The 24,885-nt window shown below is 62.4% G+C and carries 25 protein-coding genes; 16 read left to right on the forward strand and 9 right to left on the reverse strand.

Annotated features, from left to right (window positions below):
• Positions 1 to 97: 97 nt before the first annotated feature.
• The 4 genes from I554_RS0109280 to I554_RS0109295 all read left to right on the forward strand — a co-directional run bounded on the left by I554_RS0109280 (position 98) and on the right by I554_RS0109295 (position 3,372).
• Complete coding sequence (locus tag I554_RS0109280) at positions 98 to 1,072, forward strand: aliphatic sulfonate ABC transporter substrate-binding protein (protein WP_024575544.1); 975 nt, start codon at positions 98 to 100, stop codon at positions 1,070 to 1,072.
• A 100-nt stretch (positions 1,073 to 1,172) separates the two neighbouring features.
• A complete protein-coding gene (locus I554_RS0109285) occupies positions 1,173 to 2,024 on the forward strand; it encodes an ABC transporter permease (protein WP_024575543.1) in 852 nt (283 codons plus the stop codon).
• Entirely contained in the window at positions 2,024 to 2,803 is a 780-nt protein-coding gene (locus I554_RS0109290; RefSeq protein ID WP_024575542.1) for an ABC transporter ATP-binding protein, read from the forward strand. The genes I554_RS0109285 and I554_RS0109290 overlap by 1 nt, the downstream gene beginning before the upstream one ends.
• Positions 2,804 to 2,859: 56 nt before the next feature.
• A complete protein-coding gene (locus I554_RS0109295) occupies positions 2,860 to 3,372 on the forward strand; it encodes an OsmC family protein (protein WP_024575541.1) in 513 nt (170 codons plus the stop codon).
• Positions 3,373 to 3,378: 6 nt separating this feature from the next.
• Here the strand turns inward: I554_RS0109295 and mutS are convergent, their stop codons facing one another.
• Positions 3,379 to 6,111 (reverse strand): DNA mismatch repair protein MutS, encoded by a 2,733-nt coding sequence (gene mutS / locus I554_RS0109300; RefSeq protein ID WP_024575540.1) that lies wholly within the window; start codon positions 6,109 to 6,111, stop codon positions 3,379 to 3,381.
• Positions 6,112 to 6,309: 198 nt separating this feature from the next.
• Here mutS and pcaF point away from each other — a divergent pair, with 198 nt between their 5' ends.
• The gene (gene pcaF / locus I554_RS0109305) at positions 6,310 to 7,515 is read left to right on the forward strand and encodes a 3-oxoadipyl-CoA thiolase (RefSeq protein ID WP_024575539.1); all 1,206 of its coding nucleotides are present in this window, start codon (positions 6,310 to 6,312) and stop codon (positions 7,513 to 7,515) included.
• A 166-nt stretch (positions 7,516 to 7,681) separates the two neighbouring features.
• On the opposite strand, the gene I554_RS0109315 is transcribed toward pcaF, so the two are convergent.
• Positions 7,682 to 8,788, reverse strand: a complete 1,107-nt coding sequence (locus I554_RS0109315) for a patatin-like phospholipase family protein (RefSeq protein WP_024575538.1) — start codon at positions 8,786 to 8,788, stop codon at positions 7,682 to 7,684.
• A gap of 188 nt (positions 8,789 to 8,976) precedes the next feature.
• Here I554_RS0109315 and I554_RS0109320 point away from each other — a divergent pair, with 188 nt between their 5' ends.
• Genes I554_RS0109320 through ispG form a run of 3 tightly spaced genes read left to right on the forward strand, consistent with a single transcriptional unit; the run spans position 8,977 to position 11,768 of the window.
• Positions 8,977 to 9,468, forward strand: coding sequence for a Fur family transcriptional regulator (locus I554_RS0109320; RefSeq protein ID WP_024575537.1), 492 nt, complete (start codon positions 8,977 to 8,979; stop codon positions 9,466 to 9,468).
• 38 nt (positions 9,469 to 9,506) lie between these two features.
• Entirely contained in the window at positions 9,507 to 10,460 is a 954-nt protein-coding gene (locus I554_RS0109325; protein ID WP_024575536.1) for a DMT family transporter, read from the forward strand.
• Positions 10,461 to 10,478: 18 nt separating this feature from the next.
• Positions 10,479 to 11,768, forward strand: coding sequence for a flavodoxin-dependent (E)-4-hydroxy-3-methylbut-2-enyl-diphosphate synthase (gene ispG / locus I554_RS0109330; RefSeq protein WP_024575535.1), 1,290 nt, complete (start codon positions 10,479 to 10,481; stop codon positions 11,766 to 11,768).
• Between the two features lie 37 nt (positions 11,769 to 11,805).
• Here the strand turns inward: ispG and I554_RS0109335 are convergent, their stop codons facing one another.
• From I554_RS0109335 to I554_RS0109345, 3 genes are read right to left on the reverse strand one after another with little or no spacing between them, the layout of a single operon-like run.
• Positions 11,806 to 13,413 carry a Na+/H+ antiporter gene (locus tag I554_RS0109335; RefSeq protein WP_024575534.1) on the reverse strand — a complete coding sequence of 536 codons (1,608 nt, stop codon included), beginning with the start codon at positions 13,411 to 13,413 and terminating at the stop codon, positions 11,806 to 11,808.
• Between the two features lie 7 nt (positions 13,414 to 13,420).
• Positions 13,421 to 14,098, reverse strand: a complete 678-nt coding sequence (locus I554_RS0109340) for a DUF1345 domain-containing protein (protein ID WP_024575533.1) — start codon at positions 14,096 to 14,098, stop codon at positions 13,421 to 13,423.
• Between the two features lie 14 nt (positions 14,099 to 14,112).
• The gene (locus tag I554_RS0109345) at positions 14,113 to 15,039 is read right to left on the reverse strand and encodes a polyprenyl synthetase family protein (RefSeq protein WP_024575532.1); all 927 of its coding nucleotides are present in this window, start codon (positions 15,037 to 15,039) and stop codon (positions 14,113 to 14,115) included.
• A gap of 174 nt (positions 15,040 to 15,213) precedes the next feature.
• Here I554_RS0109345 and I554_RS0109350 point away from each other — a divergent pair, with 174 nt between their 5' ends.
• The 4 genes from I554_RS0109350 to I554_RS0109365 all read left to right on the forward strand — a co-directional run bounded on the left by I554_RS0109350 (position 15,214) and on the right by I554_RS0109365 (position 17,339).
• Complete coding sequence (locus I554_RS0109350) at positions 15,214 to 15,501, forward strand: DUF1330 domain-containing protein (RefSeq protein WP_024575531.1); 288 nt, start codon at positions 15,214 to 15,216, stop codon at positions 15,499 to 15,501.
• Positions 15,502 to 15,506: 5 nt separating this feature from the next.
• On the forward strand, positions 15,507 to 16,181 hold the full coding sequence (mtgA, locus tag I554_RS0109355) for a monofunctional biosynthetic peptidoglycan transglycosylase (RefSeq protein WP_024575530.1): 675 nt from the start codon (positions 15,507 to 15,509) through the stop codon (positions 16,179 to 16,181).
• Between the two features lie 140 nt (positions 16,182 to 16,321).
• Complete coding sequence (rpmF, locus tag I554_RS0109360; protein WP_002713690.1) at positions 16,322 to 16,504, forward strand: 50S ribosomal protein L32; 183 nt, start codon at positions 16,322 to 16,324, stop codon at positions 16,502 to 16,504.
• 148 nt (positions 16,505 to 16,652) lie between these two features.
• Positions 16,653 to 17,339: a hypothetical protein gene (locus I554_RS0109365; protein ID WP_024575529.1), complete on the forward strand. Its 687-nt coding sequence runs from the start codon at positions 16,653 to 16,655 to the stop codon at positions 17,337 to 17,339.
• A gap of 6 nt (positions 17,340 to 17,345) precedes the next feature.
• Here the strand turns inward: I554_RS0109365 and I554_RS0109370 are convergent, their stop codons facing one another.
• Positions 17,346 to 17,663: a hypothetical protein gene (locus tag I554_RS0109370; protein ID WP_029659726.1), complete on the reverse strand. Its 318-nt coding sequence runs from the start codon at positions 17,661 to 17,663 to the stop codon at positions 17,346 to 17,348.
• Between the two features lie 285 nt (positions 17,664 to 17,948).
• Between I554_RS0109370 and I554_RS0109375 the strand changes: the two genes are divergently transcribed.
• Complete coding sequence (locus tag I554_RS0109375; protein WP_024575527.1) at positions 17,949 to 19,643, forward strand: bifunctional diguanylate cyclase/phosphodiesterase; 1,695 nt, start codon at positions 17,949 to 17,951, stop codon at positions 19,641 to 19,643.
• A 57-nt stretch (positions 19,644 to 19,700) separates the two neighbouring features.
• Here the strand turns inward: I554_RS0109375 and phaR are convergent, their stop codons facing one another.
• Positions 19,701 to 20,300 (reverse strand): polyhydroxyalkanoate synthesis repressor PhaR, encoded by a 600-nt coding sequence (gene phaR / locus I554_RS0109380; RefSeq protein ID WP_024575526.1) that lies wholly within the window; start codon positions 20,298 to 20,300, stop codon positions 19,701 to 19,703.
• Between the two features lie 295 nt (positions 20,301 to 20,595).
• Between phaR and I554_RS0109385 the strand changes: the two genes are divergently transcribed.
• The 3 genes from I554_RS0109385 to I554_RS0109395 all read left to right on the forward strand — a co-directional run bounded on the left by I554_RS0109385 (position 20,596) and on the right by I554_RS0109395 (position 23,585).
• Positions 20,596 to 21,771: an acetyl-CoA C-acetyltransferase gene (locus I554_RS0109385; protein ID WP_024575525.1), complete on the forward strand. Its 1,176-nt coding sequence runs from the start codon at positions 20,596 to 20,598 to the stop codon at positions 21,769 to 21,771.
• Positions 21,772 to 21,909: 138 nt separating this feature from the next.
• A complete protein-coding gene (gene phbB / locus I554_RS0109390) occupies positions 21,910 to 22,635 on the forward strand; it encodes an acetoacetyl-CoA reductase (protein WP_024575524.1) in 726 nt (241 codons plus the stop codon).
• 74 nt (positions 22,636 to 22,709) lie between these two features.
• On the forward strand, positions 22,710 to 23,585 hold the full coding sequence (locus I554_RS0109395) for an EamA family transporter (protein WP_024575523.1): 876 nt from the start codon (positions 22,710 to 22,712) through the stop codon (positions 23,583 to 23,585).
• Here the strand turns inward: I554_RS0109395 and I554_RS0109400 are convergent.
• A complete protein-coding gene (locus I554_RS0109400; RefSeq protein WP_024575522.1) occupies positions 23,582 to 24,019 on the reverse strand; it encodes a cupin domain-containing protein in 438 nt (145 codons plus the stop codon). The two genes, I554_RS0109395 and I554_RS0109400, sit on opposite strands and share 4 nt — an antisense overlap.
• On the reverse strand, positions 24,019 to 24,786 hold the full coding sequence (gloB, locus tag I554_RS0109405) for a hydroxyacylglutathione hydrolase (RefSeq protein WP_024575521.1): 768 nt from the start codon (positions 24,784 to 24,786) through the stop codon (positions 24,019 to 24,021). The genes I554_RS0109400 and gloB overlap by 1 nt, the downstream gene beginning before the upstream one ends.
• Between the last annotated feature and the right edge of the window lie 99 nt (positions 24,787 to 24,885).

Here is a 24,885-nt window from a genome sequence, read left to right on the forward strand (position 1 = left end):
AATTTTCGCGTATCGAGTGGTGGTGAATGTTCGCCGGATGCTCGAGGTCGCACCAATTCAACCGCATTCCGATCCCAATCACCAGATGGAGACCTCGATGTTCCGACCAACCCGACGCGCTGTTGCCGCCCTGATTGCAGGCACCGTATTCGCTCCTGGCGCGGCCTTCGCTGCCGACGCGCCGAAGCAGATTGCGATCGACTGGGCGACCTACAATCCGGTTTCGATCATCCTGAAAGAGAAGGGCCTGCTCGAAAAGGAATTCGAGAAGGACGGCATCAAGATTGTCTGGGTGCAATCGGCGGGCTCGAACAAGGCGCTCGAATTCCTCAACGCCGGATCGATCGATTTCGGCTCGACGGCAGGCTCGGCCGCCTTGGTCGCAAAGATCAACGGCAATCCGATCAAGTCGGTCTATGTCTATTCGCGTCCCGAATGGACCGCGCTGGTGACCGGAAAGGATTCCAAGATCGCGAAGGTCGCCGATCTGAAAGGCAAGCGCGTTGCGGTGACCCGCGGCACCGATCCGCACATTTTCCTTATCCGCGCGCTGCTTGATGCGGGCCTCACCGACAAGGATATCACCCCGGTTCTGTTGCAGCATGCCGATGGCAAGGCCGCGCTGATCCGCGGCGATGTCGATGCCTGGGCGGGGCTCGATCCGATGATGGCGCAGGCCGAGATCGAGGACGGCGCAAGGCTGTTCTTCCGCAAGCCCGAAGCCAACACCTGGGGCATCCTCAACGTCCGCGAGCAGTTCCTGAAGGACAATCCGAAGATCGTGCAGCGCGTACTCGCGGTCTATGAGGAAGCGCGCAAGTATTCGCTCGCCAACTACGATGAATTGAAGAAGGGTTTCATCGCCGTGACCAAGCTGCCGGAGACTGTGGTCGACAAGCAGCTCAAGGAGCGTACAGAACTGACACACAATCGCATCGGCGCGCCGCAGCGCGAATCGATTTTGGCCGCTGGCCTTGCACTTCAGCAGGCCGGCGTGATTCAGCCGGGTGTGGACGTAAGGGCGACGGTGGACGCGCTGATCGACGATCAGGTGCCGCTGCCTACGAACTGACGATATGCCGCAGGCGGCACGTCTCAAGGCCGCATGCCGCAAGCTTGCAGGCCTTCGCTCTGAGCACCCTTGCAATCGTTTGCGATAAGCAGTCTTTGCTATGACCATGACACTCGATACCCCAGCGCCGGACGTCATCGCAGAGCAGCCGGCATCGCGTCCCGCCGCCCGCCTGCGCCGTGTTGTGCGTCCTGCAATCGGCTTGCTGCTGCCGCTCGTCGTTGCCCTGGCATGGGAATTCGCCGTGCGTCTCGGCTACTCCAACGGGCGGCTGGTGCCGCCGCCGAGCCGTATCTGGCAGACGCTGATCGAACTCACTGCGAGCGGTGAATTGAGCCGGCACATCATCGCGACGTTGAGTCGCGTCGGCGCGGGTTTCGGACTCGGCATTGCGGCGGGAACAATCCTTGGCGCGATCTGCGGTTACTGGGCATTGGCGCGGCGTCTGCTCGATCCGACTTTTCAGGCCTTGCGCGCGATCCCGTCGATTGCCTGGGTGCCGCTGTTCATCCTGTGGCTAGGAATCTTTGAAACCTCCAAGGTGGCCCTGATCGCGGTCGGCGTTTTCTTTCCGATCTATCTCGGTGTGATGGGTGCCATCCTCGCCGTTGATCGTAAGATCGTCGAGGTCGGCCGCATCTTTCGCCTCAGCGGTTTTGCAATGATCCGTCGCGTCATGCTGCCGGCGGTGCTGCCGGCCTATATTGTGTCGCTTCGCTCGGGCCTCGGTCTTGGCTGGATGTTCGTGGTTGCCGCGGAGTTCATGGGCGCGTCGGAGGGGCTCGGCTATCTGCTTACAGACGGCCAGCAACTGGGCAAGCCGGCGCAAATCGTTGCCGCCATCATCGTGTTTGCAATCCTCGGCAAGGTCACCGACTGGCTGATCCAACTGGCTGCGGCGCCGTTCCTGCGCTGGCAGGATTCCTTTGGCGCGCATGCGGGAGGGGCCTGATGCTTGTTCTCGATCATGTCAGCAAGACCTATCCGAATGGCGTCCGTGCGCTGGAGAATTTCTCTGCGCGCATCAAGCCCGGTGAGATCGTCGCCATCATCGGCGGTTCAGGCTGCGGGAAATCCACACTGCTGCGCGCGATATCCGGGCTCGACCGGGCGACGACAGGGGCCGTCACGCTCGACGCCATCTCGATCACAGCGCCGCACGAAAAGGTCGGCATCATTTTTCAGGAACCGCGCCTGCTACCATGGCTCAGCGTCGCGGATAATATCGGGTTTGGATTGAGCCACGCGCCTGCGCCGGAGCGAAAGCAGCGCGTTGCCCGCGCACTCGCGCGAGTCGGACTTGCCGACAAGGCCGATGCATGGCCGCGCGAGTTGTCTGGCGGTCAGGCGCAGCGGGTTGCCATCGCGCGGGCGCTGGTGCCATCTCCGGAAGTGCTGCTGCTGGACGAACCGTTTTCGGCGCTCGACGCGTTCACGCGTGCCGACTTGCAGGATCATCTGCTCGATCTGTGGGCCGACACCAAGCCGACGCTTGTCCTTGTGACCCATGATGTCGATGAGGCGGTGATGCTGGCGGATCGCGTGATGGTGATGCGGCCGCTGCCGGGGCGGCTGTTCAAGGAGATCAGGGTGGAACTCAGCCGTCCGCGCGACAGGAATTCGCCCGCCTTCGAGGCGGTCAAGCATCAGGTGCTGGCGTCGCTGGATCGCTCGCTCAACCGTGCCATGCGTCCCGCAGACGTTTCGCTGACGGTCGGCGAGGGGATATAAGGTGGAATAAGCTGCACGCGGCGTTGTTGATGCCGATGGAAACGGAGAACGAGACAATGGATTCAACCGCCCTCCGCGCCATGCAGGCGCCGATCAAGGATCGCTACAAATCCGACCCGCAGGCAGCTTTCATTACCTTGAAGGCGAAGGGATCGCTCGACAGCGAAGGTCTGTCCTGCAAGGTGGAAACCGGCAAGGCGGCAGCCGCGATCGCAGGGCTACATCCGGCCACCGGCGGCTCCGGACTTGAACTCTGTTCGGGCGACATGCTGCTCGAAGCGCTGGTGGCTTGCGCCGGCGTGACACTGAAATCGGTTGCGACCGCGCTCGACGCACCGCTGAAGTCCGGCAACGTGACGGCCGAAGGCGATCTTGATTTTCGCGGCACGCTCGGCGTCGACAAGGAGGCGCCGGTCGGGTTTGCTGAAATTCGCCTGCGGTTCGACGTCGACACCGATGCGCCGCAGGAAAAGCTCGATCAGCTCCTGAAACTCACCGAACGTTACTGCGTGGTCTATCAGACCATCAAGAACGGCCCGAAGACCAGTGTGTCGATTAATCGGGTTTGACGTTCGTCACTTCGGCAGCTTCGCCTTCAGTGCATAGAGCGCGTCCAGCGCCTCACGCGGCGACATCTCGTCGGGATGCAATGCGCTGAGCGCCTCGGCCACCTGATCGGCGGCGCTTGGCGGTTGAGGTTCGGCCGCTGCACGCGACGGGACTGCGAACAGCGGCAGATCGTCGGCCAGCGCACGTGCCGTGGTGCCGCGATCCTGCGCTTCGAGTTTCGCCAGCACCGATTTCGCGCGTGCGACGACTGCGGCGGGAAGACCCGCGAGCTTCGCGACCTGAATGCCGTAGGAGCGATCTGCCGAGCCGGGCAACACCTCATGCAGGAACACGACGTCGCCCTGCCATTCTTTCACGCGCACGGTGGCGTTGAACAGCCGCGGCAGGTTGGCCGAGAGCGCGGTGAGTTCATGATAATGCGTGGCGAACAGCGCGCGGCAGCGATTGCTCTCATGCAAATGTTCGATCGAGGCCCACGCGATCGAGAGACCGTCGAAGGTCGAGGTACCGCGGCCGATCTCGTCGAGGATCACCAGCGCACGCTCGCCGGCCTGATTGAGGATCGCGGCTGTCTCCACCATCTCGACCATGAAGGTCGAACGGCCGCGTGCAAGATCGTCCGCCGCGCCGACGCGCGAGAACAGCCGGTCGACGATACCGATATGCGCAAGTTTTGCGGGCACGAAACTGCCGATCTGCGCCATCAGCGCAATCAGCGCATTCTGCCGCAGGAAGGTCGACTTGCCGGCCATGTTCGGTCCGGTCAGCAGCCAGATCTGTCCCGACGCCTGCGACGGTCCGGGTGACAGGTCACAGGCGTTGGCGATGAAAGGCTGGCCATCGCGCTTCAGCGCCTGTTCGACCACAGGGTGGCGGCCGCCTTCGATGGAAAATTTTAAAGAATTATCGACCACGGGCCGCACGTAATTCTCGTCAATCGCAAGCTTCGCGAGCGCGGAGGTCACATCAAGCAGCGCGAACGCATGTGCTGCGGCGCGCAGGTCGTCACCGGCCGCAACCGCCATCGCGCACAGCTTGTCGAATATCTCGAGTTCAAGCCCGAGGGCGCGGTCGCCGGCATTGGCGATCTTGGCCTCGACTTCGCCCAGTTCGGTTGTGGTGAAACGCACCTGTCCGGCGAGGGTCTGACGATGGATGAAGGTCGCGTTGAGCGGCGCAGCCATCAGCTTGTCGCCGTGCTGCGCGGTGACCTCGACGAAGTAGCCAAGCACATTGTTATGCCGGATCTTCAGGCCCTTGATACCGGTGTCGTCGGCGTAGCGCGCCTGCATCGCGGCCACTACCAGTCGCGAGGCATCACGCAGGTTACGCGTTTCATCGAGCGCAGGTTCATAGCCTGCGCGGACGAAGCCGCCATCGCGTTTGAACAGCGGCAGTTCGTCGGCGAGGCCGCGTCCGAATTCCCGCGCAAGATCGCGTGAGGGGCGGCGCAGCGCATCGACGGCAAGCGTGATGTCGCGTGGAAGTTTTTCGATCCGCACCAGCCGCTCGACGGCCTTGTCGGCGGCCAGAATTCCGTCGCGCAGCGCCGCGAGATCGCGGGGGCCACCGCGGCCGACGGACAACCGCGCCAGTGCGCGCGAAATGTCCGGCGCCGCGCGCAGGATGCCGCGCAGATCGTCGCGTGCCGCACTGTCGCTTGCGAACAGGGCCGCGGCGTCGAGCCGATGCGAGATGGTTGCGCTGTCCGTCAGCGGCGCGGAGAGGCGTTGTGCCAGCAGCCGCGAGCCGGCTGCGGTCACCGTGCAGTCGATGGCATCTAACAGCGACCCGCGCCGCTCGCCTGCCAGCGTCCGTGTCAGCTCGAGGTTGGCGCGGGTGGCGGGATCGATCGCCATGGTTGTGCCGGCGGCCTCGCGCGCCGGTGGCGACAGCGGCAGGTGCTGGCCGACCTGCGTACGGTCCACATATGTCACCGCCGCTGCGGCGGCAGTCGCCTCTAGACGCGACATCGCGCCGAAGCCGTCCATGGTCGCGACGGCGAAATAGTCGCACAGCCGCCGCTCGGCGGTGGCGGCGTCGAACACATCGCGCGTCACCGGGGTAACGGCGGCCAGCGTGCGAAACAGCGCAGACAATTCCGGATCGGAGTACAGCGCGTCGGTGACGATCACTTCATTGGGATTGATTCGCGCCAGCGTCGCGCTGAGTTCGCTCGCGCTGCATTCGGTGACGCTGAACTCTGCTGTCGAAATATCGATCCACGCCAGTCCGATGCGGTCGCCGGCGGATGACGAGGCGCGAGCGCGGGCGATGGCGAGCAGGTAGTTGTTGGACTTGGCGTCGAGCAGATTGTCTTCGGTCAGGGTGCCCGGCGTCACCAGCCGCACCACGTCGCGCCGGACCACACTCTTGTTGCCGCGCTTCTTGGCTTCGGCGGGATTCTCTGTCTGCTCGCAAACTGCGACGCGATGACCCAGCGCAATCAGCCTGTGCAGGTAGTCGTCGGAGCGCTCCACCGGCACGCCGCACATCGGGATGTCTTCGCCCATGTGTTTGCCGCGCTTGGTCAGCGTGATGCCGAGCGCGCGCGAGGCGGTCTCGGCGTCTTCGAAGAACAGTTCATAGAAATCGCCCATCCGGTAGAACAGCAGCAGGCCCGGATTGGCGGCCTTTATTTCAAGGTACTGTTCCATCATCGGCGTCACGCGTCCGGCGGCCTCCGGGGAGGCAGTTTCGGCGTTCAGCGGTGCGGGGGGCGTGGAATGGATGGTCATGGAGCGAACACTAGCAAAGTTCTTTCGCATGGTGGAATTGCACGGGACGTTTTCCACGCCTTGAGACGGCCGGTGCATGGCCGCTCTGCCGGGCAATCAGGCTGTTCCGGGCATCGATCATTTGACGCCCCGCGCCGTGCTTCCTAAAACTCGCGGCAGCCGAGGACTTTGTCCGGACCAACTTCAGGGAGAACGACCATGCGTGATGTTTACATCTGTGATGCGGTGCGGACGCCAATCGGCCGGTTCGGCGGATCGCTGGCCAAGGTGCGTGCGGACGATCTGGCCGCGGCGCCCATCAAGGCGCTGATGGAGCGCAATCCCAAGGCCGACTGGGGTGCACTGGATGAAGTCTCCTATGGCTGTGCCAATCAGGCCGGCGAAGACAACCGGAACGTCGCCCGCATGGCGCTGTTGCTGGCCGGATTGCCGGAGACAGTGCCCGGCATGACCGTCAACCGGCTCTGCGCGTCGGGTCTCGATGCGGTTGGCGGTATCGCGCGGGCGATCCGCGCAGGGGAGATCGATTTCGCCATCGCCGGCGGTGTCGAATCCATGACGCGTGCGCCGTTTGTCACCGGCAAGGCCAACGAGGCTTATCAGCGCGCGGTCGAGACCTACGACACCACCATTGGCTGGCGGTTCGTGAATCCGCTGATGAAGAAGATGTACGGCGTCGATTCCATGCCGGAAACCGGCGAGAACGTGGCGACCGATTACCAGATCTCGCGGGCCGATCAGGACGCTTTCGCGATCCGCTCGCAGCAGCGCGCGGGCAAGGCGATTGCTGCCGGCTACTTCGCGGAAGAAATCACGCCCATCACGATTCCCGGCAAGGCCGGTCCGACCACGGTGGACAAGGACGAACATCCGCGTCCCGAAACCACACTTGAGCAGCTTGCCAAGCTGAAACCTGTCACGCGCCCCGACGGCACGGTGACGGCCGGAAACGCCTCGGGCGTCAATGACGGTGCGGCCGCGCTGATACTCGCCTCGGAAGAAGCCGTGAAGAAGCACGGCCTGACGCCGCGCGCAAAGCTCCTCGGTCATGCGTCGGCCGGTGTCGCACCGCGTGTGATGGGCATGGGCCCCGTGCCGGCGGTGCGCAAGCTGCTCGAGAAGCTTGGACTCAAGATCGGTGACATCGATTTGATCGAACTCAACGAAGCGTTCGCGTCGCAGGGCATCGCCGTGCTGCGCCAGCTTGGCGTCAAGGAAGATGCTGACTTCGTGAACCCGCATGGCGGCGCGATTGCGCTCGGTCATCCGCTCGGCATGAGCGGTGCGCGCCTGGTGCTGACGGCGGTGCATGGTCTCGAAAAGCGCGGCGGCAAGTACGCGCTGGCCACCATGTGTGTCGGCGTCGGGCAGGGCGCCGCGGCGGCCATCGAAAAACTGAACTGATCGTTCCGGATCTGATGCAAACGGGGAGCCGTCGGCTCCCCGTTTTGCTTTTGTGCGGAGCCTGACTAACCCAGCTCCCCCGTATGATCGCTCGCCTGCGATTGCTGATGCAGCGCCGCCTCCCTCGATCCGATCAGCGTGCGGGCCTCGACATACTTCATCGCGGTTACGCCCATTCCACGCCGGATTCGGCGGCGAGATCGATCGTGCTCCGGCGGCCGATATCGTCGAAATGATTGTCGAGAAACTTCTTGGCGGCGCGCATGCCCGCGCGGTGCAGCAATTCAAAGAAATCGTAGTCGGTTTTCATCTTGCTGGAGGCGGCGAGGCGCGTGCCGAGACCGCCAAGATCGATGCGATGGATGTTGAGCCGGCGGTACTGATCCTTGCCCGTGCCCCGCGGCAACCGGCCGTCGTCGATCAGCTGGTTGACGAAATCCATCGTGCGCAATTCGGAGATCAGCGCCGAGTTGAAGGTGATTTCGTTCAGCCGGTTGATGATCTCACCGGATGTCTTTGGCGTGGTGTCGCGCGACACCGGATTGATCTGCACCACCAGCACGTCTTCGGCGTCGGTTGCCTGCAGGAACGGAAAGATAGCGGGATTGCCCATGTAGCCGCCATCCCAATACGGCACGCCGTCGATCTCGACCGCGCGAAACATGAAAGGCAGTGCTGCGGACGCCATCACCACGTCGGCGGTGATTTTCTCGTTTGCGAAAATGCGCAGCCGGCCGGTGTGAACGTTGGTGGCGGAGATGTAGAGCGCAAGGTCGGTGTTGGCGCGCAGCGCATCGAAATCGACGAAGCGTTCAATCAGCTGGCTGAGCGGATTGATGTTGAGGGGATTCAGCTCGTAGGGCGAGAAGTAGCGTGCCATCGCCTCGAACCAGTTCTGCATCGGTGTGGCTGCGAACGGCATCAATGAAAACATCCGGTCGGTCATCGCGCGCTGGACCGGGGGAAGATCGCCGCCGGTGCTGGTCGCGCGCCAGAATTCGGCGAGGCGCTTGCGCGCTTCTTCAGGGCCGCCTCGGGTGAGGCCGTCCGCGACCATCACTGCATTCAGGGCGCCCGCCGACGCACCGGAGATGCCGGTGATTTCCAGCCGTCCGTCGGCGAGAAACTGATCCAGCACCCCCCAGGTGAAGGCACCGTGCGATCCCCCGCCCTGAAGCGCCAGATTGATTTTCTTGGCGGCGCTTGCCTTGCGCACGCCGGAAAAGTTCCAGGGCGTCAGATTGTCGAGATAGGTCTTGAGAGTGGTCGCCATGAGCTCTTTCTCTCTGAAATGGTTCAGTTATTGGGTTCCCTGGAGACCCGCGGAGTTCCTTTGTATGCCGATGATTTGGGGCTTTTATGATGCAATGCAATAAAAATGATGCGCTGCAAAATCTTGTGTCAACTTATGCCGCTGAAATTATGAGCGGAATCACCCTAACCGCACTACATATTGGGCGAATGAAACACGCGAAGCCGGTTTTTCCTGACCCAAACCATGACCACGGCCGTTGCGCCGAGGATGCGTTCTCGCATGCCGAAAAGGTTTGCACGGGACGCGGCCAGAAGTTCACGCCGATCCGGCGGCAGGTTTTGGGCGCGTTGCTATCGAGCCATCGGCCGCTCGGTGCATATGAAGTGATCGATGAACTCGCCAAGACCATGCCGCGCCCGGCGCCGATCACGGTCTATCGCGCACTGGATTTTCTGATGGAGAACGGTCTCGTTCACCGCATCGAAAGCCGCAACGCGTTTCTGGCCTGCGCGCACAATCACGACGAGACGGCGGTGGTGGCGTTCCTGATCTGCGAGACATGCGGATCGGTCGGCGAGATTCCGGCCGCGCCGCTTGCACAAAGTTTCAACGAAGCTGCGCGCGGTACGGGCTTCGCACCAAAATTATCGGTGGTGGAAATCACCGGCACCTGCGCACATTGTCAACGGACTGCATAAATCAGAACAACACGGCGGTAAGCCGGACACGGGGTGCCATGCCATCAGACAATTTGAAGGTTGTGCCAGCGGGGCGTCCGTTGAACGCGACGGCTATCGCCCTGATGGTGATGTTGTGCCTGAGCTGGGGCTTCAATCAGATCACGGTCAAGCTTGCGCTGCCGGATATCCCGCCGCTGTTGCAGGCCACGATCCGTTCCGCAGGCGGCCTGATCATCATTCTCATGGTGGCATGGTTTCGCGGCGTGCCGCTGTTCCGCCGTGATGGCACTCTCAAGGCGGGCGTGCTTGCCGGAATTTTCTTTGGCGTCGAGTTCATCCTGATCTATCGGGGGCTGGTCTACACCACGGCTTCCCGCGCGGTGGTGTTTCTCTACATCGCGCCGTTCGTCGTTGCGCTCGGATCGAAACGCTACCTCGGCGAATCCTTGAGCAGGCTGCAATGGGGCGGTCTTGCACTTTCCTTTGTGGGCGTGGCGCTGGCCATCGGGGTGCCGCAGCCGTCGGTGGATGCCAAGGTGATTATGGGAGACCTGCTGGTGATGGGCGGCGGCATTCTCTGGGCCGTCACCACGCTGGTCGTGAAGGCGACGCCGCTGTTGCACGCTCCCGCCGAAAAGACCCTGGCCTATCAGGTGGCAATCTCGGTCCCGATTCTGGCGCTCGGGGCAGCGATCTCGGGAGAGAGCATCAGCCACATGCCGGGGCCGCTGGCCCTGGGATTGATGGCCTATCAAACGATCTGGATCGTTGGGATCACATTCCTGATCTGGGTCTCTCTGGTCAAAACCTATTCGGCGAGCAAACTGTCGTCATTTACCTTTATGACGCCTTTGTTTGGGGTCATTGGGGGCTATTTCGTGATGCACGACACCCTGACATTGGCGTTTGCGGGGGCTGCCCTTCTGGTCATGGCGGGCCTATATCTGGTAAACCGCCCCGGCGAACCGGCGGGGAACCCCCTGCTTCCGGCCACCGAAAACGACACCTGAGCGCAAAGAGATTTTCACGTGAGCGATCTGAAAGAGCGGACCAAGGAAATCCAGGCCGGCCCCAAGGGGCGCCATCGGACGGTTCAGGTGACAGTCGGCAACGTCAAGGTCGGGGGCGGCGCACCGATCGTGGTGCAGTCGATGACCAACACCGACACCGCGGACATCGAGGGCACCGTCAAGCAGGTCGCAGCGCTTGCGCGCGCCGGCTCTGAAATGGTGCGCATCACGGTGGATCGTGACGAAGCCGCTGCTGCCGTCCCGCACATCCGCGAGAAACTCGACAAGCTCGGCGTCGATGTGCCGCTGATCGGCGACTTCCATTACATCGGCCACAAGCTGCTGGCCGATCATCCGGCCTGCGCCGCGGCGCTGTCGAAGTACCGCATCAATCCCGGCAACGTTGGCTTCAAGAACAAGCGCGACACGCAGTTCACCGACATCGTGGAAATGGCGCTCAAGCACGGCAAGACCATCCGGATCGGCGCGAACTGGGGTTCGCTCGATCAGGAATTGCTGACCAAGCTGATGGAAGAGAACGCCAAGTCACCCGACCCGATCGATGCCCGCGCGGTGACGCGCGAGGCGATGGTGCAGTCGGCGCTGCTGTCTGCAAAGCGCGCCGAGGAAATCGGACTGCCGAAGAACCGCATGATCCTGTCGGCCAAGGTGTCCAACGTGCAGGATCTGATCGCGGTCTATCGCGAACTGGCGGCGCGTTCTGACTACGCCATCCATCTCGGACTGACCGAGGCCGGCATGGGCTCGAAGGGCATCGTCGCATCGTCGGCAGCGCTCGGCATTCTGCTTCAGGACGGCATCGGCGACACCATCCGCGTCTCGCTGACCCCCGAGCCGGGCGGCGACCGCACGCTGGAAGTGAAGGTCGGTCAGGAAATCCTGCAGACCATGGGCTTCCGCACCTTCGTGCCCCTGGTGGCGGCGTGCCCCGGCTGCGGCCGCACGACCTCGACGGTATTCCAGGAACTGGCGCGGGACATCCAGAGCTTCATCGTTGAGGAAATGCCGGAGTGGAAGACGCGCTATCCGGGCGTTGAGCAGCTCAACGTCGCGGTGATGGGCTGCATCGTGAACGGCCCCGGCGAATCCAAGCATGCCGATATCGGCATCTCGCTGCCGGGCACCGGTGAAACGCCGGCGGCGCCGGTGTTCGTCGATGGCGAGAAGTTCCGCACGCTGCGCGGGCCGACCATCGCTGCCGACTTCAAGGCGCTGGTGATCGACTACATCGAGCAGCGCTACGGCGGTGCAGGCGCCAAGGCTCCGGCCGTTACTGCGGCGGAATAGTTTTAGCGCGCATCGCGCGACGCATGGCGGCCCGCTGTTACAGCGGGCCGTTTTTTTCACGGTTGTCGACGACAGCTTCCTCGAGATCGAGATCGCGCTCGATACGCCGGCGCGTCTCGTCGGTGATCTTTCCCTCACGCAGCAGCCTGTGAAGGCACGTCCGCTCGATCGTGATGATCTCCCGGACCAGCGAGGCGCCCTGAGTCGCCGGCGTGAACTGGCCTTCTTCCCTCGGAGGCTCCGGCAGCGCGCGCATGCGCGTTTCGTGACGGGCTTCGAGGAATCTTGCGAGCCCTTCGGGCAGATTGCGCTCCTTGATGATCCGGTCGAGGGACCCGCGGGCCGATTCAAGAATTTCACGCCGCGCAGCGATCTCCGCTTCCCGTTCGCGGATCGCTTCTAGTTGTCCATGCTCGGACAGGCCAAGAAGCTTGACCAGGATCGGAAGGGCCAATCCGATCCCGATCAGCGTGAAGACGATCACGCCGAAGGTGATGAGCAGGATGAGATCGCGATACGGGAAGTCCTGTCCGTTCGGCAGCGTCAGCGGCAAAGCCAGCGCAACGGCAAGTGACACCACGCCGCGAATGCCGGTGAAGCCGATGACGACGACATATTTCCACGACGGCTTCTCTTCGCGCGCCGCGATCCTCTTGCTGGCGAGGCGCGGCAGGTAAGAGCCGGGAAAGACCCAGAGGAACCGGGCCAGCACGACAATCGCGCAAACGATGCCGATAGCGACAAGGATTTCGCCTACCGGCACCGCCTTTGATTTCTCCATCAGGAGCCGCAACTGGAATCCGATCATCAGGAACAGCACGCCCTCGATCAGCCAGATCACGAAGTCCCAGAAGAAGATGCCCTGCAATCGGGTTTTCGATGAGATCAGCAGCGGTCCGTTCCAGCTCACATAGAGTCCAGTCACGACGGTGGCGATGACGCCCGAGCCGCCGAGATGCTCCGGGACCCAGAAAGCGAGATAGGGGGTCAGCAGCGACAATGAAATCTCGACGCGTGGGTCGTGTGCCCATTGCCGCAAGCGCAGGCTGAGCCAGCCGACCAGAATGCCGAACATGATTTCGCAGACGATGATCGCAACGAACGTTCCTGCCGCGGGCGGCAGCGAGAACGCGCCTGTGCTGACGGCAAGCACCGCAAACCGGTACAGGATGAGCGCGGTGGCGTCGTTTGCGAGTCCTTCGCCTTCGAGGATGACGAGAATGCGATGGGGCAGCTTCAACCGTCTGGCGATGGCAAGTGGCGCGACCACGTCCGGCGGCGACACGATCGCGCCGAGGACGAATCCGACGCTCCACGGCAGCCCAAGCGCATAATGCGCGGCCGCGGCAACCAGCACCGTCGTGAAGATCACGCAGCCGATCGCCAGCGCGCCAATCGGGCGGAGGTTGGCCCTGAATTCGCGCCAGCTCATCGCCACGCCGGATGAATAAATCAGCGGCGGCAGCACCAGCAGCAGGACGCCTTCCGGCTTCAGTTCGATGCGCGGAAATCCGGGCAGGAACGCCAGGATGATGCCGACAATCAGAAAGACAATAGCCGGCGCAATGGCAAGCCGTTTCGCGAGCGTCGCGGAAACGCCGAGCGCGGCGAGTATCAGAAGGAAGGTCAGAAAACCAGTTATCATCGAAGGATCATATCGCGCTGGCCGCGATATTGACCATCAGGGCCACCAGCGCGGTATTGAAGATAAAGGAGACGACGCCGTGGGCCGTTGCGGTCCGGCGGATGATCTTGTCGGTGATGCCGACATCCGACACCTGGGCCGTCATGCCGATCACGAAAGAGAAGTAGACGAAGTCCCAGTAATCAGGATCTTCGCCGCCCGGAAACGAAAGTCCGCCGGTCTTGGCGCTGCGATAAAAGTCGTGGGCGTAATGCAGCGCAAATGTCGTGTGGATCATTGCCCACGAGAGCACGATGGTCACGGCCGCGAGCACGAGCTGCGGAGCTCCCTGCGGCTTGATGGCAAGCTCCATGACGATGGCGGCGATGCTCGCAAAGGCGCCGAGGCCGGTCATGGCGAGGATGAAGAAGCGCCCGTCGTCCTGGATCGCCGCCTGACGGCGGATATGCGCCGTGTCGCACGTGAACACCGTCACGTAGGCGAGGATCATGTAGATCGCGACAAAGATATCCCATGCCACGAGAAGCCGGCTCGCGGGCCGCCACGACATTGGCGTGATCAGGAGCGATGCAAGACCGATCGCCAGCGCGATGAACGTGCGCGGGCGTCCGTAGATGATGCGGAGCGGCTTTGGCATGCCTTTGAGGCGAAGAAGATACGGATCGCCGTCCTTCTTGCCTGGCATGCTGGTGTGTCCTTCTAGTTCTGCCGCTCTGCGACGAAGCGCGAGGTCGCGCGCAGGACATCGCCTTTCGCGCCGAACGGAGCGAGCGCGGCATCGGCCTGCTTCAGCAGGTCGCGCACGCGCGCCTTGGCGCCATCGATGCCGAGCAGCGTGACGAATGTGGTTTTGCCGGCCGCGGCATCCTGTCCGGCGGGCTTGCCGAGCGCGGCGGCATCGCCTTCGACGTCCAGAAGATCGTCGGCGATCTGGAACGCTTCACCGAGCGCGTGACCATAGGTGTCGAGCGCGTCGTACTGGTCCTTCGGAGCCTGGCCGAGCAGTGCACCCGCGATGCAGCCATACTTGAGCAGTGCGCCGGTTTTCATTTGCTGCAGCTTGGCGACATCCGGCGGCTCGGGATCGCCGAAGCGGCCTTCGCCGGCGAGATCCATGATCTGTCCGCCCACCATGCCGCCGACACCGGCGGCGCGCGCGAGCGCACGGGTCAGCAGCAGGCGCACCGTCGGGTCCTTGTGAACCTCGTCACGGGTGATGATGTCGAACGCGATGGTCAGAAGCCCGTCGCCCGCGAGGATCGCGGTGGCGTCATCGAACTTCTTGTGCGAGGTCGGGCGCCCGCGCCGCAGATCGCTGTTGTCCATCGACGGAAGGTCGTCATGGATCAGCGAGTAACAGTGGATGCATTCGAGCGCGGCGCCGGCCAGCAGCGCGGCGTCGCGCGGCACGCCGAACACCGCAGCGCTTTCCACCACCAGAAACGGGCGCAGCCGCTTGCCGCCATTGAGGCTCGAATAGCGCATCGCTTCCATCAGCCGATGCGGGCGCACGATTTCGCCTGACAGCGGCGCGTCGGACAGAAGGCGCGTCAACAGCGCCTCGGTGTCGGCCGCCGTGGCGTCCAGCCGTTTCATGAAATCCTGTGGTGAAGTGCCGGTGGTCATCAAAAACTCCAAGAGAACGTCAGGCGAACGCAAATTTCGGCGGACAATCGGTTATGGCATCGCCCGCGTCAATTCCGCAAAGCCTAATCCTGCCCGGGATTTGGCTAGAGCATAGGCGCTGGTTTCTGTTAGCTAAACGGATCTGACCCGGCCGATCTCCAGACAGGAGCGCCCATGCCTGCCTATGTCATTTTCGATGTCGAGATTCGCGACGGTGAGCGATACCAGAGCTTCATGAGCCAGGTGAAACCGGCACTTGAGGCAGCAGGAGGGCGGTATCTGGCCCGCGGTGGTGCGCACAAGGTTCACGAAGGTGACTGGAATCCACGCCGTATCGTGATTCTCAAATTTCCATCCGTGGCGGCGTTCGAGAGTTTCTATGAGGGGCCGGTGTATCAGGGCCTTAAGCATATTCGGGACGAATGCAGTTCGGCCCGTCTCGTCAGCGTCGAAGGGCTGTAGCCCGTATGCGGCGACTGATCCGTTTAGTTGTGCTGGTAGTGCTGGGGCTGGTGCTTTTGCCCTATGTGCTGACCCCGCTCTACAGCAGCGGGCATCCCGTCTCCACACTGATGATCGGGCGCTATCTCACAGGTGAAACCGTCACCCGCAAGTGGGTCGATCTTGACGACATGTCCGAGGCTCTGCCGCGTTCCGTGGTGGCCGCCGAGGATGCCAAATTCTGTTTTCATCACGGCATCGACTGGGATTCTGTCCGGAACATTATTGAGGACGCACAGGACGGTGAGGTCGCCCGCGGGGGATCGACCATCACACAGCAGGTGGCAAAAAACCTGTTCCTCTGGCCGGGCCGAAGTGTGGTGCGCAAGGCGCTCGAGTTCCCGCTGGCGATGTGGATCGATCTGGTGTTGTCGAAGAAGCGCATTCTGGAGCTTTACCTGAATGTGGCTGAGCTCGGGCCTGACGGCCAGTTCGGAGCCGAAGCGGGCGCAAATTACGCGTTCGGCCGCCCGGCGGCGGCGCTTTCGGCCCGTGAGGCAGCCCTTTTAGCCTCGATCCTGCCCAATCCGGTCACCAGAAGTGCCCGGAATCCGGGGCCGGGCGTACGGCGGATGGCGGGGACCTACGTGGTGCGGGCCCAATCAGCCGAAATCTCCGACTGCTGGGAGCGAAATCGCTGATTTTGGGCCTTTTTGACCCATTTTCTCGACCTATCCGGTCTAGCTTTCGCGGCGGCCTTCCTCTATAAGCGCGGCCTCAATCCGAATTCTGGAGAGCCCCCGCCCGGCGGGTGAGCCTTGATTTAGAGGACGACGATCCCATGGCCGTTCCACGCAGGAAAACATCGCCGTCGCGCCGCGGCATGCGCCGCTCGGCGGACGCGCTCAAGAAGCCGACTTATGTCGAGGACAAGGATTCGGGCGAACTTCGCCGTCCGCATCACCTCGATCTCAAGACCGGCATGTACAAGGGCCGTCAGGTCCTGAAGGTCAAGAAGGACTAACGTCCGGATCGCAGCGCGCTGCATTTCAGGCAGCGCGCTTGCCCGCGATGCTGGCGGAGGCGCGCGAACGCGGCTTCATAAGAACGCCACAGACGCATGTGATGACCAGTGCATCACAGGATACTTTTTCAGAGAGAGCCTGCCGACGATGATCGGTTTTCCGCTGCTTCTGATTCCGTTCGCGATCTACAACATCTTCGTGTTCCTGATGCCGGGCGTGGCGTTCACCGCGCCGGTCACGACTGTCCCGTTGATGTCGGGCGTGCAGTGGGCGCCGACATTCGGTGACGCGCTGCTGGCGCTTGCCGCGCTTCTCCTGATGTTTGAAGTCATCAAGGCTGCGCGTCCCGGCGCGCGCTATCTGACGGACCACTTACTGTCGCTGATCGTGTCCGGCGCTGCGGTTGCGGAGTTTCTGCTGCTTCCGCAGTTCGGTACGTCGACATTCTTCCTGCTGACCGTGCTGATGGTCGTGGAGTTTTTCGCCGGGATCTCGATCGGCTTCCGCAACCGGCAGCGGCGTGTGCCGGTTGCCGTGCCTGCGGCCGCCGAGCCTGCACCCGTCCCGGCCAGTCCTGCACCAGCTAATCTCGCGCCCGCCGAGCCGGCTTTCGACCCGCCGCATCGGGATGTGAAACCGGTTGAACCTGCATTCTCTCCGTCGCACCCGGCCGAACCCGAAACCTCACCAAAGCCGGTGCCGACCTTGGCTGTGATCCGCAATTCCAACGGCGTCACTCCGGCGGCGGATCGCAAGGTTTTGGACTGGAATGTCAGTGATCTCGTGTCGGACACCACGCCGGATGGCGCGGTTAACATGCCGCCGAAGCCCTGATCGGTCTCAGGCGATCTGCGACAGCGCTTTGCCGTAACAGTTTGCACGTGGTGCTGCGGCACGGTCATAGACCGCGCGGGCGTCCGCCGGAGTCGCGCGCCTTAAGGTGCGTGTCTGAGGCGTCTGCTCGGCCATGGCAATCAGGTGCGCCACGAAGGATGCGTCCGGGCGTGCCGGGCGCAGCGGAGGCGTCCGGGCTGGACGCCCAAGCGGCACCAGAGCCCGGCTGGAAACAGGCTCCGCGGCGGCGGGGGACGCGCCGGCAGCAGGCTGCTCCGCCTGCGCGCCTCGTGCGGTTGTCGCTGCGATCCTGGATACGATCATGGCTTGGGTGCCTGTCTCATTTTGGGACTCAAAGCGCCTCCTTCCTAAGACATCGCAAGGGTCGTGCCGGATGTGGTTGGCATCGGGTTACCTGCTTTTGGACATTGATAATCAAGCGGTTTGTCGGATTGTTCAGGAAGTTGGCCTAGGCTGATGGGCGCCGGACGATTTACTCTTGGTTGTCGAATCACCCCGCCGTCTCGGAACGAGGCACCTTTGAAAGCTACGACGTTCCAAGCTTCGCTGGATCCCGGACCTGCGATTGCACCCGGCGAGACACCCTTTTTGCACAGGGTTCTTCCCGCTGCCGGGAACGAATTGCTCGCCACCCTTGGGCAGGCCAGTTTTTCCTGGGACATCGCGGGCGACACCCTGCACTGGAGCGACAACGTCGCGGCTGTGCTTGCCGATATTCCGCAACTGTCATTGTCGAGGGCCAGCGAGTTTGCGAAGCTGATCGAGCCGCTGCGCGCCATCCGCAACGACGCGGTGCTGAACTCCACTGCCACGGACAGCGGCGAGGGTGTGCCGTACCAGATCGAATACGGCGTGCGCGCCAGCACGTCGTCACCGGTGCTCTGGATCGACGAATGCGGCCGCTGGTTTGCCGGCGCCGATGGACGGCCGTCTCGCGCTCAGGGGATCGTTCGCATCAACAACGAGCGCCACGCCCGGGACGAGCAGCTTCTGAAGCTTTCGCAGGACGATCCGCTGACCGGCGAATTCAATCGCACACGTCTGATAGCCGCACTGGCCGAGGCGATCGAAGAAGCCGGCCGTTTCCGCTCATCCTTCGCATTCATGCTGGTCGGCATCGACCATCTTGCACAGATCAACGATGCTTTCGGCTATGAGGTTGCCGACGAAGTTATCGTCGAGGTCGCGAAACGCATTCGTACGCGGCTGCGCGGCGGCGATGTGCTCGGCCGGTTTTCCGGCAACAAGTTCGGCCTGATCCTGAAGAACTGTTCCGTCGACGACATGCATGTCGCCGCCGAGCGATTCCTTGCAGGAATTCGGAATGAAATCGTGCCGACGCGCTCCGGCCCGGTGGCATTGACCGCGTCGATTGGCGCGATCAACGCACTCCGGCATGCCAGCACTGTCGAAGAGGCGATGAGCCGGACCCAGGAGGCGCTCGATCTCGCCAAGGCGCGGCGCCGGGGTTCGCTGATGGTCTGGCGTCCGAATGTCGAACGTGACGCCCAGCGCCGGGTCAACATCCGGGTCACCGATGAAATCGTCACGGCGCTCAATGAGCGCCGTATTGTGATGGCTTACGAGCCGGTTGTGGCCACGGTTTCGCGGCAGCCGGCGTTCCACGAGTGTCTGGTGCGGATGCGCCAGGAGGACGGCGAGTATTCGCTGTCGCCGGACATTGTCCCCGTCGCCGAGAAGCTCGGCCTGATCCGGCTTGTCGATCACCGGGTGCTCGAACTCGTCGTTGCAGAACTCGCGGATGCGCCTCACGCACAGCTCAGCCTCAACATTTCGCCTGATACGACGATGGACCCGGACTGGTGGGCCAGCATCGAATCGCTGATGCGAGCGCATCCGGGGGTCGCCGAGCGGCTGATCGTCGAGATCACGGAAACCGTTGCGATTCAGGATCTGGACGACGTTCGCGGCTTCGTGACGCGGCTGAAAAACTTCGGCAGCCGGATTGCGATCGACGATTTCGGCGCGGGTTACACGTCATTCCGCAACCTGCGCAAGCTCGGCGTGGATATCGTGAAGATCGATGGCGCGTTCGTGCAGAACATCGCGCGATCATCGGATGACCGGGCTTTCGTGCAGACCCTGATCGATCTCGCCCACCGGCTCGGTATTAAGACGGTCGCCGAATGGGTGCAGGATGAAGAGTCGGCCAAGCTGTTGCAGGGCTGGGGTTGCGACTACATTCAGGGGCGGCTGACGGGATTGGCGTCACTGACGAAGCCCTGGGCCATGGTTGCAAAGCCGGCCGCGGCAGCCAACTAACATCACCGTATCGGCGGCAGAACCTGCCGCCGCGTCAGGTTGCAAGGGCTGCTTCGGTCAACCCTTGCTCTCTGATTCCTTCGACATCCGCTCGAGACGATCCTGCATCTCTTTCATCTGGCGCTTGAGATCGTCGATGTCGGCCTCCGGGGCCTCGTTCGCGGTCGGCGGAGATTCGGCGGAGGGAGTTTGATTCCGCACCGGCGCCCCGAACGGCTTGAACATCGCGAACGTGCGCTCGAACATTTCCATGTTGCGGCGGACGTGTTCCTCAAGCGGCGCGAACGGCGTGTTGCTGAACGTGTTCGTCATCTGCTTGCGGAATTTTTCCTGCTCGCGGGTCAGCGTGTCGATGGATTGTTCGAGATACTTCGGCACCACCATCTGCATGCTGTCGCCGTAGAAGCGGATCAACTGGCGTAGGAACGTGGTCGGCAGGAGGTTCTGACCGGCCTTGTTTTCCTGTTCGAAGATGATCTGGGCGAGCACAGAGCGGGTGATGTCGTCACCGGTCTTCGCGTCATAGACGAGGAAGTCTTCGCCTTCCTTCACCATCGCGGCGAGGTCTTCGAGCGTCACATAGGTGCTGGTGCCGGTGTTGTAGAGGCGCCGATTGGCGTACTTTTTAATCGTAATTGGCTGGTCGGATTTTGCCATGGAGTCACACGTACCTAGCGTAAAGAGGAACCGGCGAACGTTGCCGAGGGCAGTGCAAACAATGCATCGCAATAAACTAAGCACTTTCAGAAAGGTACGGCTACCGTTTTGTGCAGGACGGTTAATGTCAGGGCAGGGCAGGAAGCCGGAACCGCCCAGCAAACCGCCAGAATGCCTTTGGCTGGTTGACACGAAACGGCTAGGTTAACAGGATAGTGCGAGAGCCAGCCTAAGCCTTGCGGCGGCTTCCCTCGCGCCCTCACGTTTTTCGACTTCAAAAAAGCAGGAGATGCCCATGTCCGACGATGTCGTCATCGTCAGCGCTGCCCGCACCCCGGTCGGCACGTTCAACGGCGCGTTCGCCAACACCCCGGCCCACGAATTGGGTGCAGTCGCCATCAAGGCTGCGCTTGAGCGGGCCGGTGTTGAGCCAGCGCGCGTTTCCGAAGTCATCATGGGCCAGATTCTGACCGCCGCTCAAGGGCAGAACCCCGCCCGGCAGGCTGCCATGAAGGCCGGCATTCCCGTGGAAAGCCCGTCCTGGGGCGTCAATATGCTCTGCGGTTCGGGATTGCGCACGGTGGCACTGGGCTATCAGGCGCTGATGAACGGCGATTCCGAGATCGTGGTCGCCGGTGGCCAGGAATCCATGAGCATGTCGCCCCATGCACAGCATTTGCGCGCTGGCGTGAAAATGGGTGCTCTCGATTTTGTCGACACCATGATCAAGGACGGCCTGTGGGACGCTTTCAACGGCTACCATATGGGCAACACCGCCGAAAACGTCGCGCGGCAATTCCAGATCACCCGGCAGCAGCAGGATGAGTTTGCCGTCGGTTCGCAGAACAAGGCCGAGGCCGCACAGAAGGCTGGCAAGTTCAAGGATGAAATCGTCCCGTTCACCGTGAAGACCCGCAAAGGTGATATCGTCGTGGAAGCGGACGAAGGTCCGCGTCATGGCGCATCGATGGATGCGATGGCCAAGCTGAAGCCAGCCTTTGAGAAAGACGGTTCGGTGACCGCCGGTAACGCGTCGGGCATCAATGACGGCGCCGCGGCGCTGGTGCTGATGACCGCAAAGCAGGCGGCCAAGGAAGGCAAGACCCCGCTCGCACGCATCGTCTCGTGGGCGCAGGCAGGTGTCGATCCGTCCATCATGGGCACCGGACCGATCCCGGCATCCCGTGCGGCGCTCAAAAAGGCAGGCTGGAAAGCCAGCGATCTCGATCTGATCGAGGCCAATGAGGCTTTCGCCGCGCAGGCCTCCGCCGTGAACAAGGAAATCGGCTGGGATCCCGCCAAGGTCAACGTCAACGGCGGGGCGATTGCCATCGGTCATCCGATCGGTGCGTCCGGCGCGCGCGTTCTTGTGACATTGCTGCATGAAATGCAGAAGCGCGATTCCAAGAAGGGCCTTGCGACGCTTTGCATCGGCGGCGGCATGGGCATTGCATTGTGTGTTGAACGATAAAATTCTCTGAACGCACTGCACAATACAAAATCAAAATGCCCGGCAGGTTGCCGGGCATTTTTTCTTGCTGTTATCGCAATTGGCCTGAATACTTGTTTTCCAAAAACACTTCAGTGAACTGCGGAGGGGATACCTGATATGGCACGCGTGGCATTGGTAACAGGCGGAACGCGCGGCATCGGCGCTGCGATCAGCAAGGCGTTGAAAGCTGCGGGTTACAAGGTTGCGGCGAGTTACGCCGGCAACGACGAAGCCGCGGCGAAATTCAAGGCCGAGACGGGAATCCCCGTTTACAAGTGGGACGTCGGTGCGTTCGATGCGTGCGCGGACGGCGTGAAGAAAGTCGAGGCCGAGATCGGGCCGATCGACGTGCTCGTCAACAATGCCGGCATCACCCGCGACGTGCCCTTCCACAAGATGACGCTCGACCAGTGGAATGCGGTGATGAACACCAATCTCGGTTCGCTGTTCAATATGACGCGGCAGGTGATCGAGGGCATGCGCGGCCGCAAGTTCGGGCGCATCATCAACATCTCGTCGATCAACGGCCAGAAGGGCCAGTTCGGTCAGGTCAACTATTCGGCGGCGAAGGCCGGGGATATCGGATTCACCAAGGCGCTGGCGCTCGAGAATGCGCGGGGGGGTATCACGGTGAACGCCATCTGCCCCGGCTACATCAACACCGAAATGGTGCAGGCCGTGCCCAAGGACGTGCTCGAGAAGAATGTCATTCCCCAGATTCCCGTCAGCCGTCTCGGCGAGCCTGAAGAAATCGCGCGTGCCGTGGTATTCCTTGCCTCCGATGACTCCGGCTTCGTCACGGGGTCAACGATGACCATCAACGGCGGACAATACCTGCAATAAGCGAGCGATCCCGAATAGCGGGAATCGCTTTTCTGGATGTGGCGTTATCGCGGATTGAATGGCATTGATCCGCGATGACGTCATCAACCGCCACTCTTGTCGGCCTCGCTGCCATTGTGATGTGGTCGCTGCTTGCCGCGCTGACCGTGGCGACCGGCCGCGTTCCGCCGTTTCAGTTGCTGGCCATGACGTTTGCCATCGGTGCCTGCGTCGGCCCGTTGGCCTGGCTGTGGCGGCCATCGGCGATCCGCGCCTTGCGCCAACCGCTGCTGGTGTGGCTGGTCGGCATCGGCGGATTGTTTGGCTATCACGCGCTGTACTTCCTGGCGTTGCGACTTGCCCCGCCGGCCGAAGCGGGACTGCTGAATTATCTCTGGCCGCTCCTGATCGTGCTGCTCTCGTCGTTGCTGCCGGGCGAGCGGCTGGCGCCGCATCATATCGTCGGTGCGGTTCTGGGCTTCGCCGGGACGATCCTGCTGTTCGCAGGCAACGGCGGATCGGCACCAAATCCCGCGCATATTCCCGGATTCATCGCAGCCTTTGTCGCGGCCTTCGTGTGGGCGGGCTACTCGGTGATGTCGCGCAAGCTGGCGGCCGTGCCAACGGACGCGGTTGCCGGGTTTTGCCTTGCCACCGCAGTGCTGGCTGCGGCCTGCCATTTTGCTCTTGAGACGACGGTCTGGCCGGAAACAACAGCGCAATGGCTTGCCATCGTGGCACTCGGGATCGGGCCGGTGGGTATTGCGTTTTTCGTCTGGGACATCGGGATGAAACGCGGCGATATTCGCGTGCTGGGCGCTGCGTCCTACGCCACGCCGCTGCTCTCGACCGCATTCCTGATCATTGCCGGGTTTGCCAAGCCCACAGCGACGCTCGCCATCGCCGCCGCGCTGATCGCGGGCGGGGGATTGATCGCGGCGAAGGACATGATCGTCAAACGATCCCCTTAAGCCGGTGACCAATCCGGCGGCGCGAGCTCAAACTTTGCAAAGTCAAATCCGGGCGCCACAGTACAGCCGACCAGCGTCCAGTCGCCGATGCTCTCCGCGGCCTGCCATGCATGAGCAGGTACAACAGCTTGCGGTTGTTCGCCGGCATTGAGATCCGATCCAAGCAGGATGGCGCGCTCGCCGCCGTCATCGGCGATCCGCAGTATCAGCGGATCGCCGGCATGGTAGTGCCAGATCTCGACGGCATCGACGCGATGCCAGTGCGATGTCTGGCCTCGCGTCAGCAGGAAGTAGATCGCGGTGGACGCGGCCCGCCCGCCATCGACGGAGCACGAATCGCGAAACGTCTCGCGATAGTAGCCGCCTTCGGGATGCGGCTTCAGGCCGAGGCGCGCGATGATGTCATCGGCGGTCAATGCGGGCACGTCGTGCATCACGCCTTGTTCTTGCGTTCGCGCAGTTCGCCGAAAACATCCGCCGGGCTTTTTCCCGCGAGGCCGACGGCAGCTGCAACGGACGGAACGTCGGCGCGCAGGAACGTGTTGGCCTCCTTCTCGTCGCGGATCAGCGTCGGAACCGTCGGCTGGTTCGCGGCACGCAGCTTCGCCACTTCCTCGGCACGGGCCTTCAGCGCCGGATTGTTCGGCTCGATGCCCAGCGCGAATTTGACGTTGGACGCGGTGTACTCGTGCCCGCAATAGACGCGCATGTCGTTCGGCAGCGCGCGCAGCTTCAGCAGCGATTCCCACATCATCGGATAGCTGCCCTCGAAAACGCGGCCGCAGCCGATCGAGAACAGGGTGTCGGCGCAGAACAGCGCACGATCGGCGTCGAACACGTAGCTGATATGATCGAGGGTGTGACCCGGAGTTTCGAGCACGCGCGCGGTAAGATTGCCGACCTTGACGGTGTCACCTTCCTTGACGCGCTCATCGACAAGGGGAATCGCCGCGGCCTTGTCGTGCGGCGCCACCACGCGGCAGTTGTACTTGTCCTTGAGTTCGGCGATGCCGCCGACATGGTCCATGTGATGATGCGTGACGAGAATATCGGTCAGCGTCCAGCCCTCGCGCTGCAATGCCTTGATGATCGGTCCAGCTTCCGGTGCGTCGATCGAGGCGGTCGCCTTGGTGACCGGATCGTGAATCAGATAGCCGAAATTGTCGGACAGGCAGGGAAACAGGCGAATCTCGGCAGTCATGACAGCTCCATTTGTCGAGGATGGACCACGCTAACACGGCCATACCGGCGGTGAAATACGTTAACGCCGTTCCGTGGATCGCCTGCGGACCGCTGCGCG

Source organism: Afipia sp. OHSU_II-C1 (assembly GCF_000497575.1).
Classification (GTDB): domain Bacteria; phylum Pseudomonadota; class Alphaproteobacteria; order Rhizobiales; family Xanthobacteraceae; genus Afipia.

Coding starts and splice junctions, on each gene's coding strand:
- I554_RS0109280 (WP_024575544.1), top strand. CDS start 98: ATGTTCCGACCAACCCGACGCGCTGTTGCCGCCCTGATTGCAGGCACC.
- I554_RS0109285 (WP_024575543.1), top strand. CDS start 1,173: ATGACCATGACACTCGATACCCCAGCGCCGGACGTCATCGCAGAGCAG.
- I554_RS0109290 (WP_024575542.1), top strand. CDS start 2,024: ATGCTTGTTCTCGATCATGTCAGCAAGACCTATCCGAATGGCGTCCGT.
- I554_RS0109295 (WP_024575541.1), top strand. CDS start 2,860: ATGGATTCAACCGCCCTCCGCGCCATGCAGGCGCCGATCAAGGATCGC.
- mutS (WP_024575540.1), bottom strand. CDS start 6,111: ATGACCATCCATTCCACGCCCCCCGCACCGCTGAACGCCGAAACTGCC.
- pcaF (WP_024575539.1), top strand. CDS start 6,310: ATGCGTGATGTTTACATCTGTGATGCGGTGCGGACGCCAATCGGCCGG.
- I554_RS0109315 (WP_024575538.1), bottom strand. CDS start 8,788: ATGGCGACCACTCTCAAGACCTATCTCGACAATCTGACGCCCTGGAAC.
- I554_RS0109320 (WP_024575537.1), top strand. CDS start 8,977: ATGAAACACGCGAAGCCGGTTTTTCCTGACCCAAACCATGACCACGGC.
- I554_RS0109325 (WP_024575536.1), top strand. CDS start 9,507: ATGCCATCAGACAATTTGAAGGTTGTGCCAGCGGGGCGTCCGTTGAAC.
- I554_RS0109335 (WP_024575534.1), bottom strand. CDS start 13,413: ATGATAACTGGTTTTCTGACCTTCCTTCTGATACTCGCCGCGCTCGGC.
- I554_RS0109340 (WP_024575533.1), bottom strand. CDS start 14,098: ATGCCAGGCAAGAAGGACGGCGATCCGTATCTTCTTCGCCTCAAAGGC.
- I554_RS0109345 (WP_024575532.1), bottom strand. CDS start 15,039: ATGACCACCGGCACTTCACCACAGGATTTCATGAAACGGCTGGACGCC.
- I554_RS0109350 (WP_024575531.1), top strand. CDS start 15,214: ATGCCTGCCTATGTCATTTTCGATGTCGAGATTCGCGACGGTGAGCGA.
- mtgA (WP_024575530.1), top strand. CDS start 15,507: ATGCGGCGACTGATCCGTTTAGTTGTGCTGGTAGTGCTGGGGCTGGTG.
- rpmF (WP_002713690.1), top strand. CDS start 16,322: ATGGCCGTTCCACGCAGGAAAACATCGCCGTCGCGCCGCGGCATGCGC.
- I554_RS0109365 (WP_024575529.1), top strand. CDS start 16,653: ATGATCGGTTTTCCGCTGCTTCTGATTCCGTTCGCGATCTACAACATC.
- I554_RS0109370 (WP_029659726.1), bottom strand. CDS start 17,663: ATGATCGTATCCAGGATCGCAGCGACAACCGCACGAGGCGCGCAGGCG.
- phaR (WP_024575526.1), bottom strand. CDS start 20,300: ATGGCAAAATCCGACCAGCCAATTACGATTAAAAAGTACGCCAATCGG.
- I554_RS0109385 (WP_024575525.1), top strand. CDS start 20,596: ATGTCCGACGATGTCGTCATCGTCAGCGCTGCCCGCACCCCGGTCGGC.
- phbB (WP_024575524.1), top strand. CDS start 21,910: ATGGCACGCGTGGCATTGGTAACAGGCGGAACGCGCGGCATCGGCGCT.
- I554_RS0109395 (WP_024575523.1), top strand. CDS start 22,710: ATGACGTCATCAACCGCCACTCTTGTCGGCCTCGCTGCCATTGTGATG.
- I554_RS0109400 (WP_024575522.1), bottom strand. CDS start 24,019: ATGCACGACGTGCCCGCATTGACCGCCGATGACATCATCGCGCGCCTC.
- gloB (WP_024575521.1), bottom strand. CDS start 24,786: ATGACTGCCGAGATTCGCCTGTTTCCCTGCCTGTCCGACAATTTCGGC.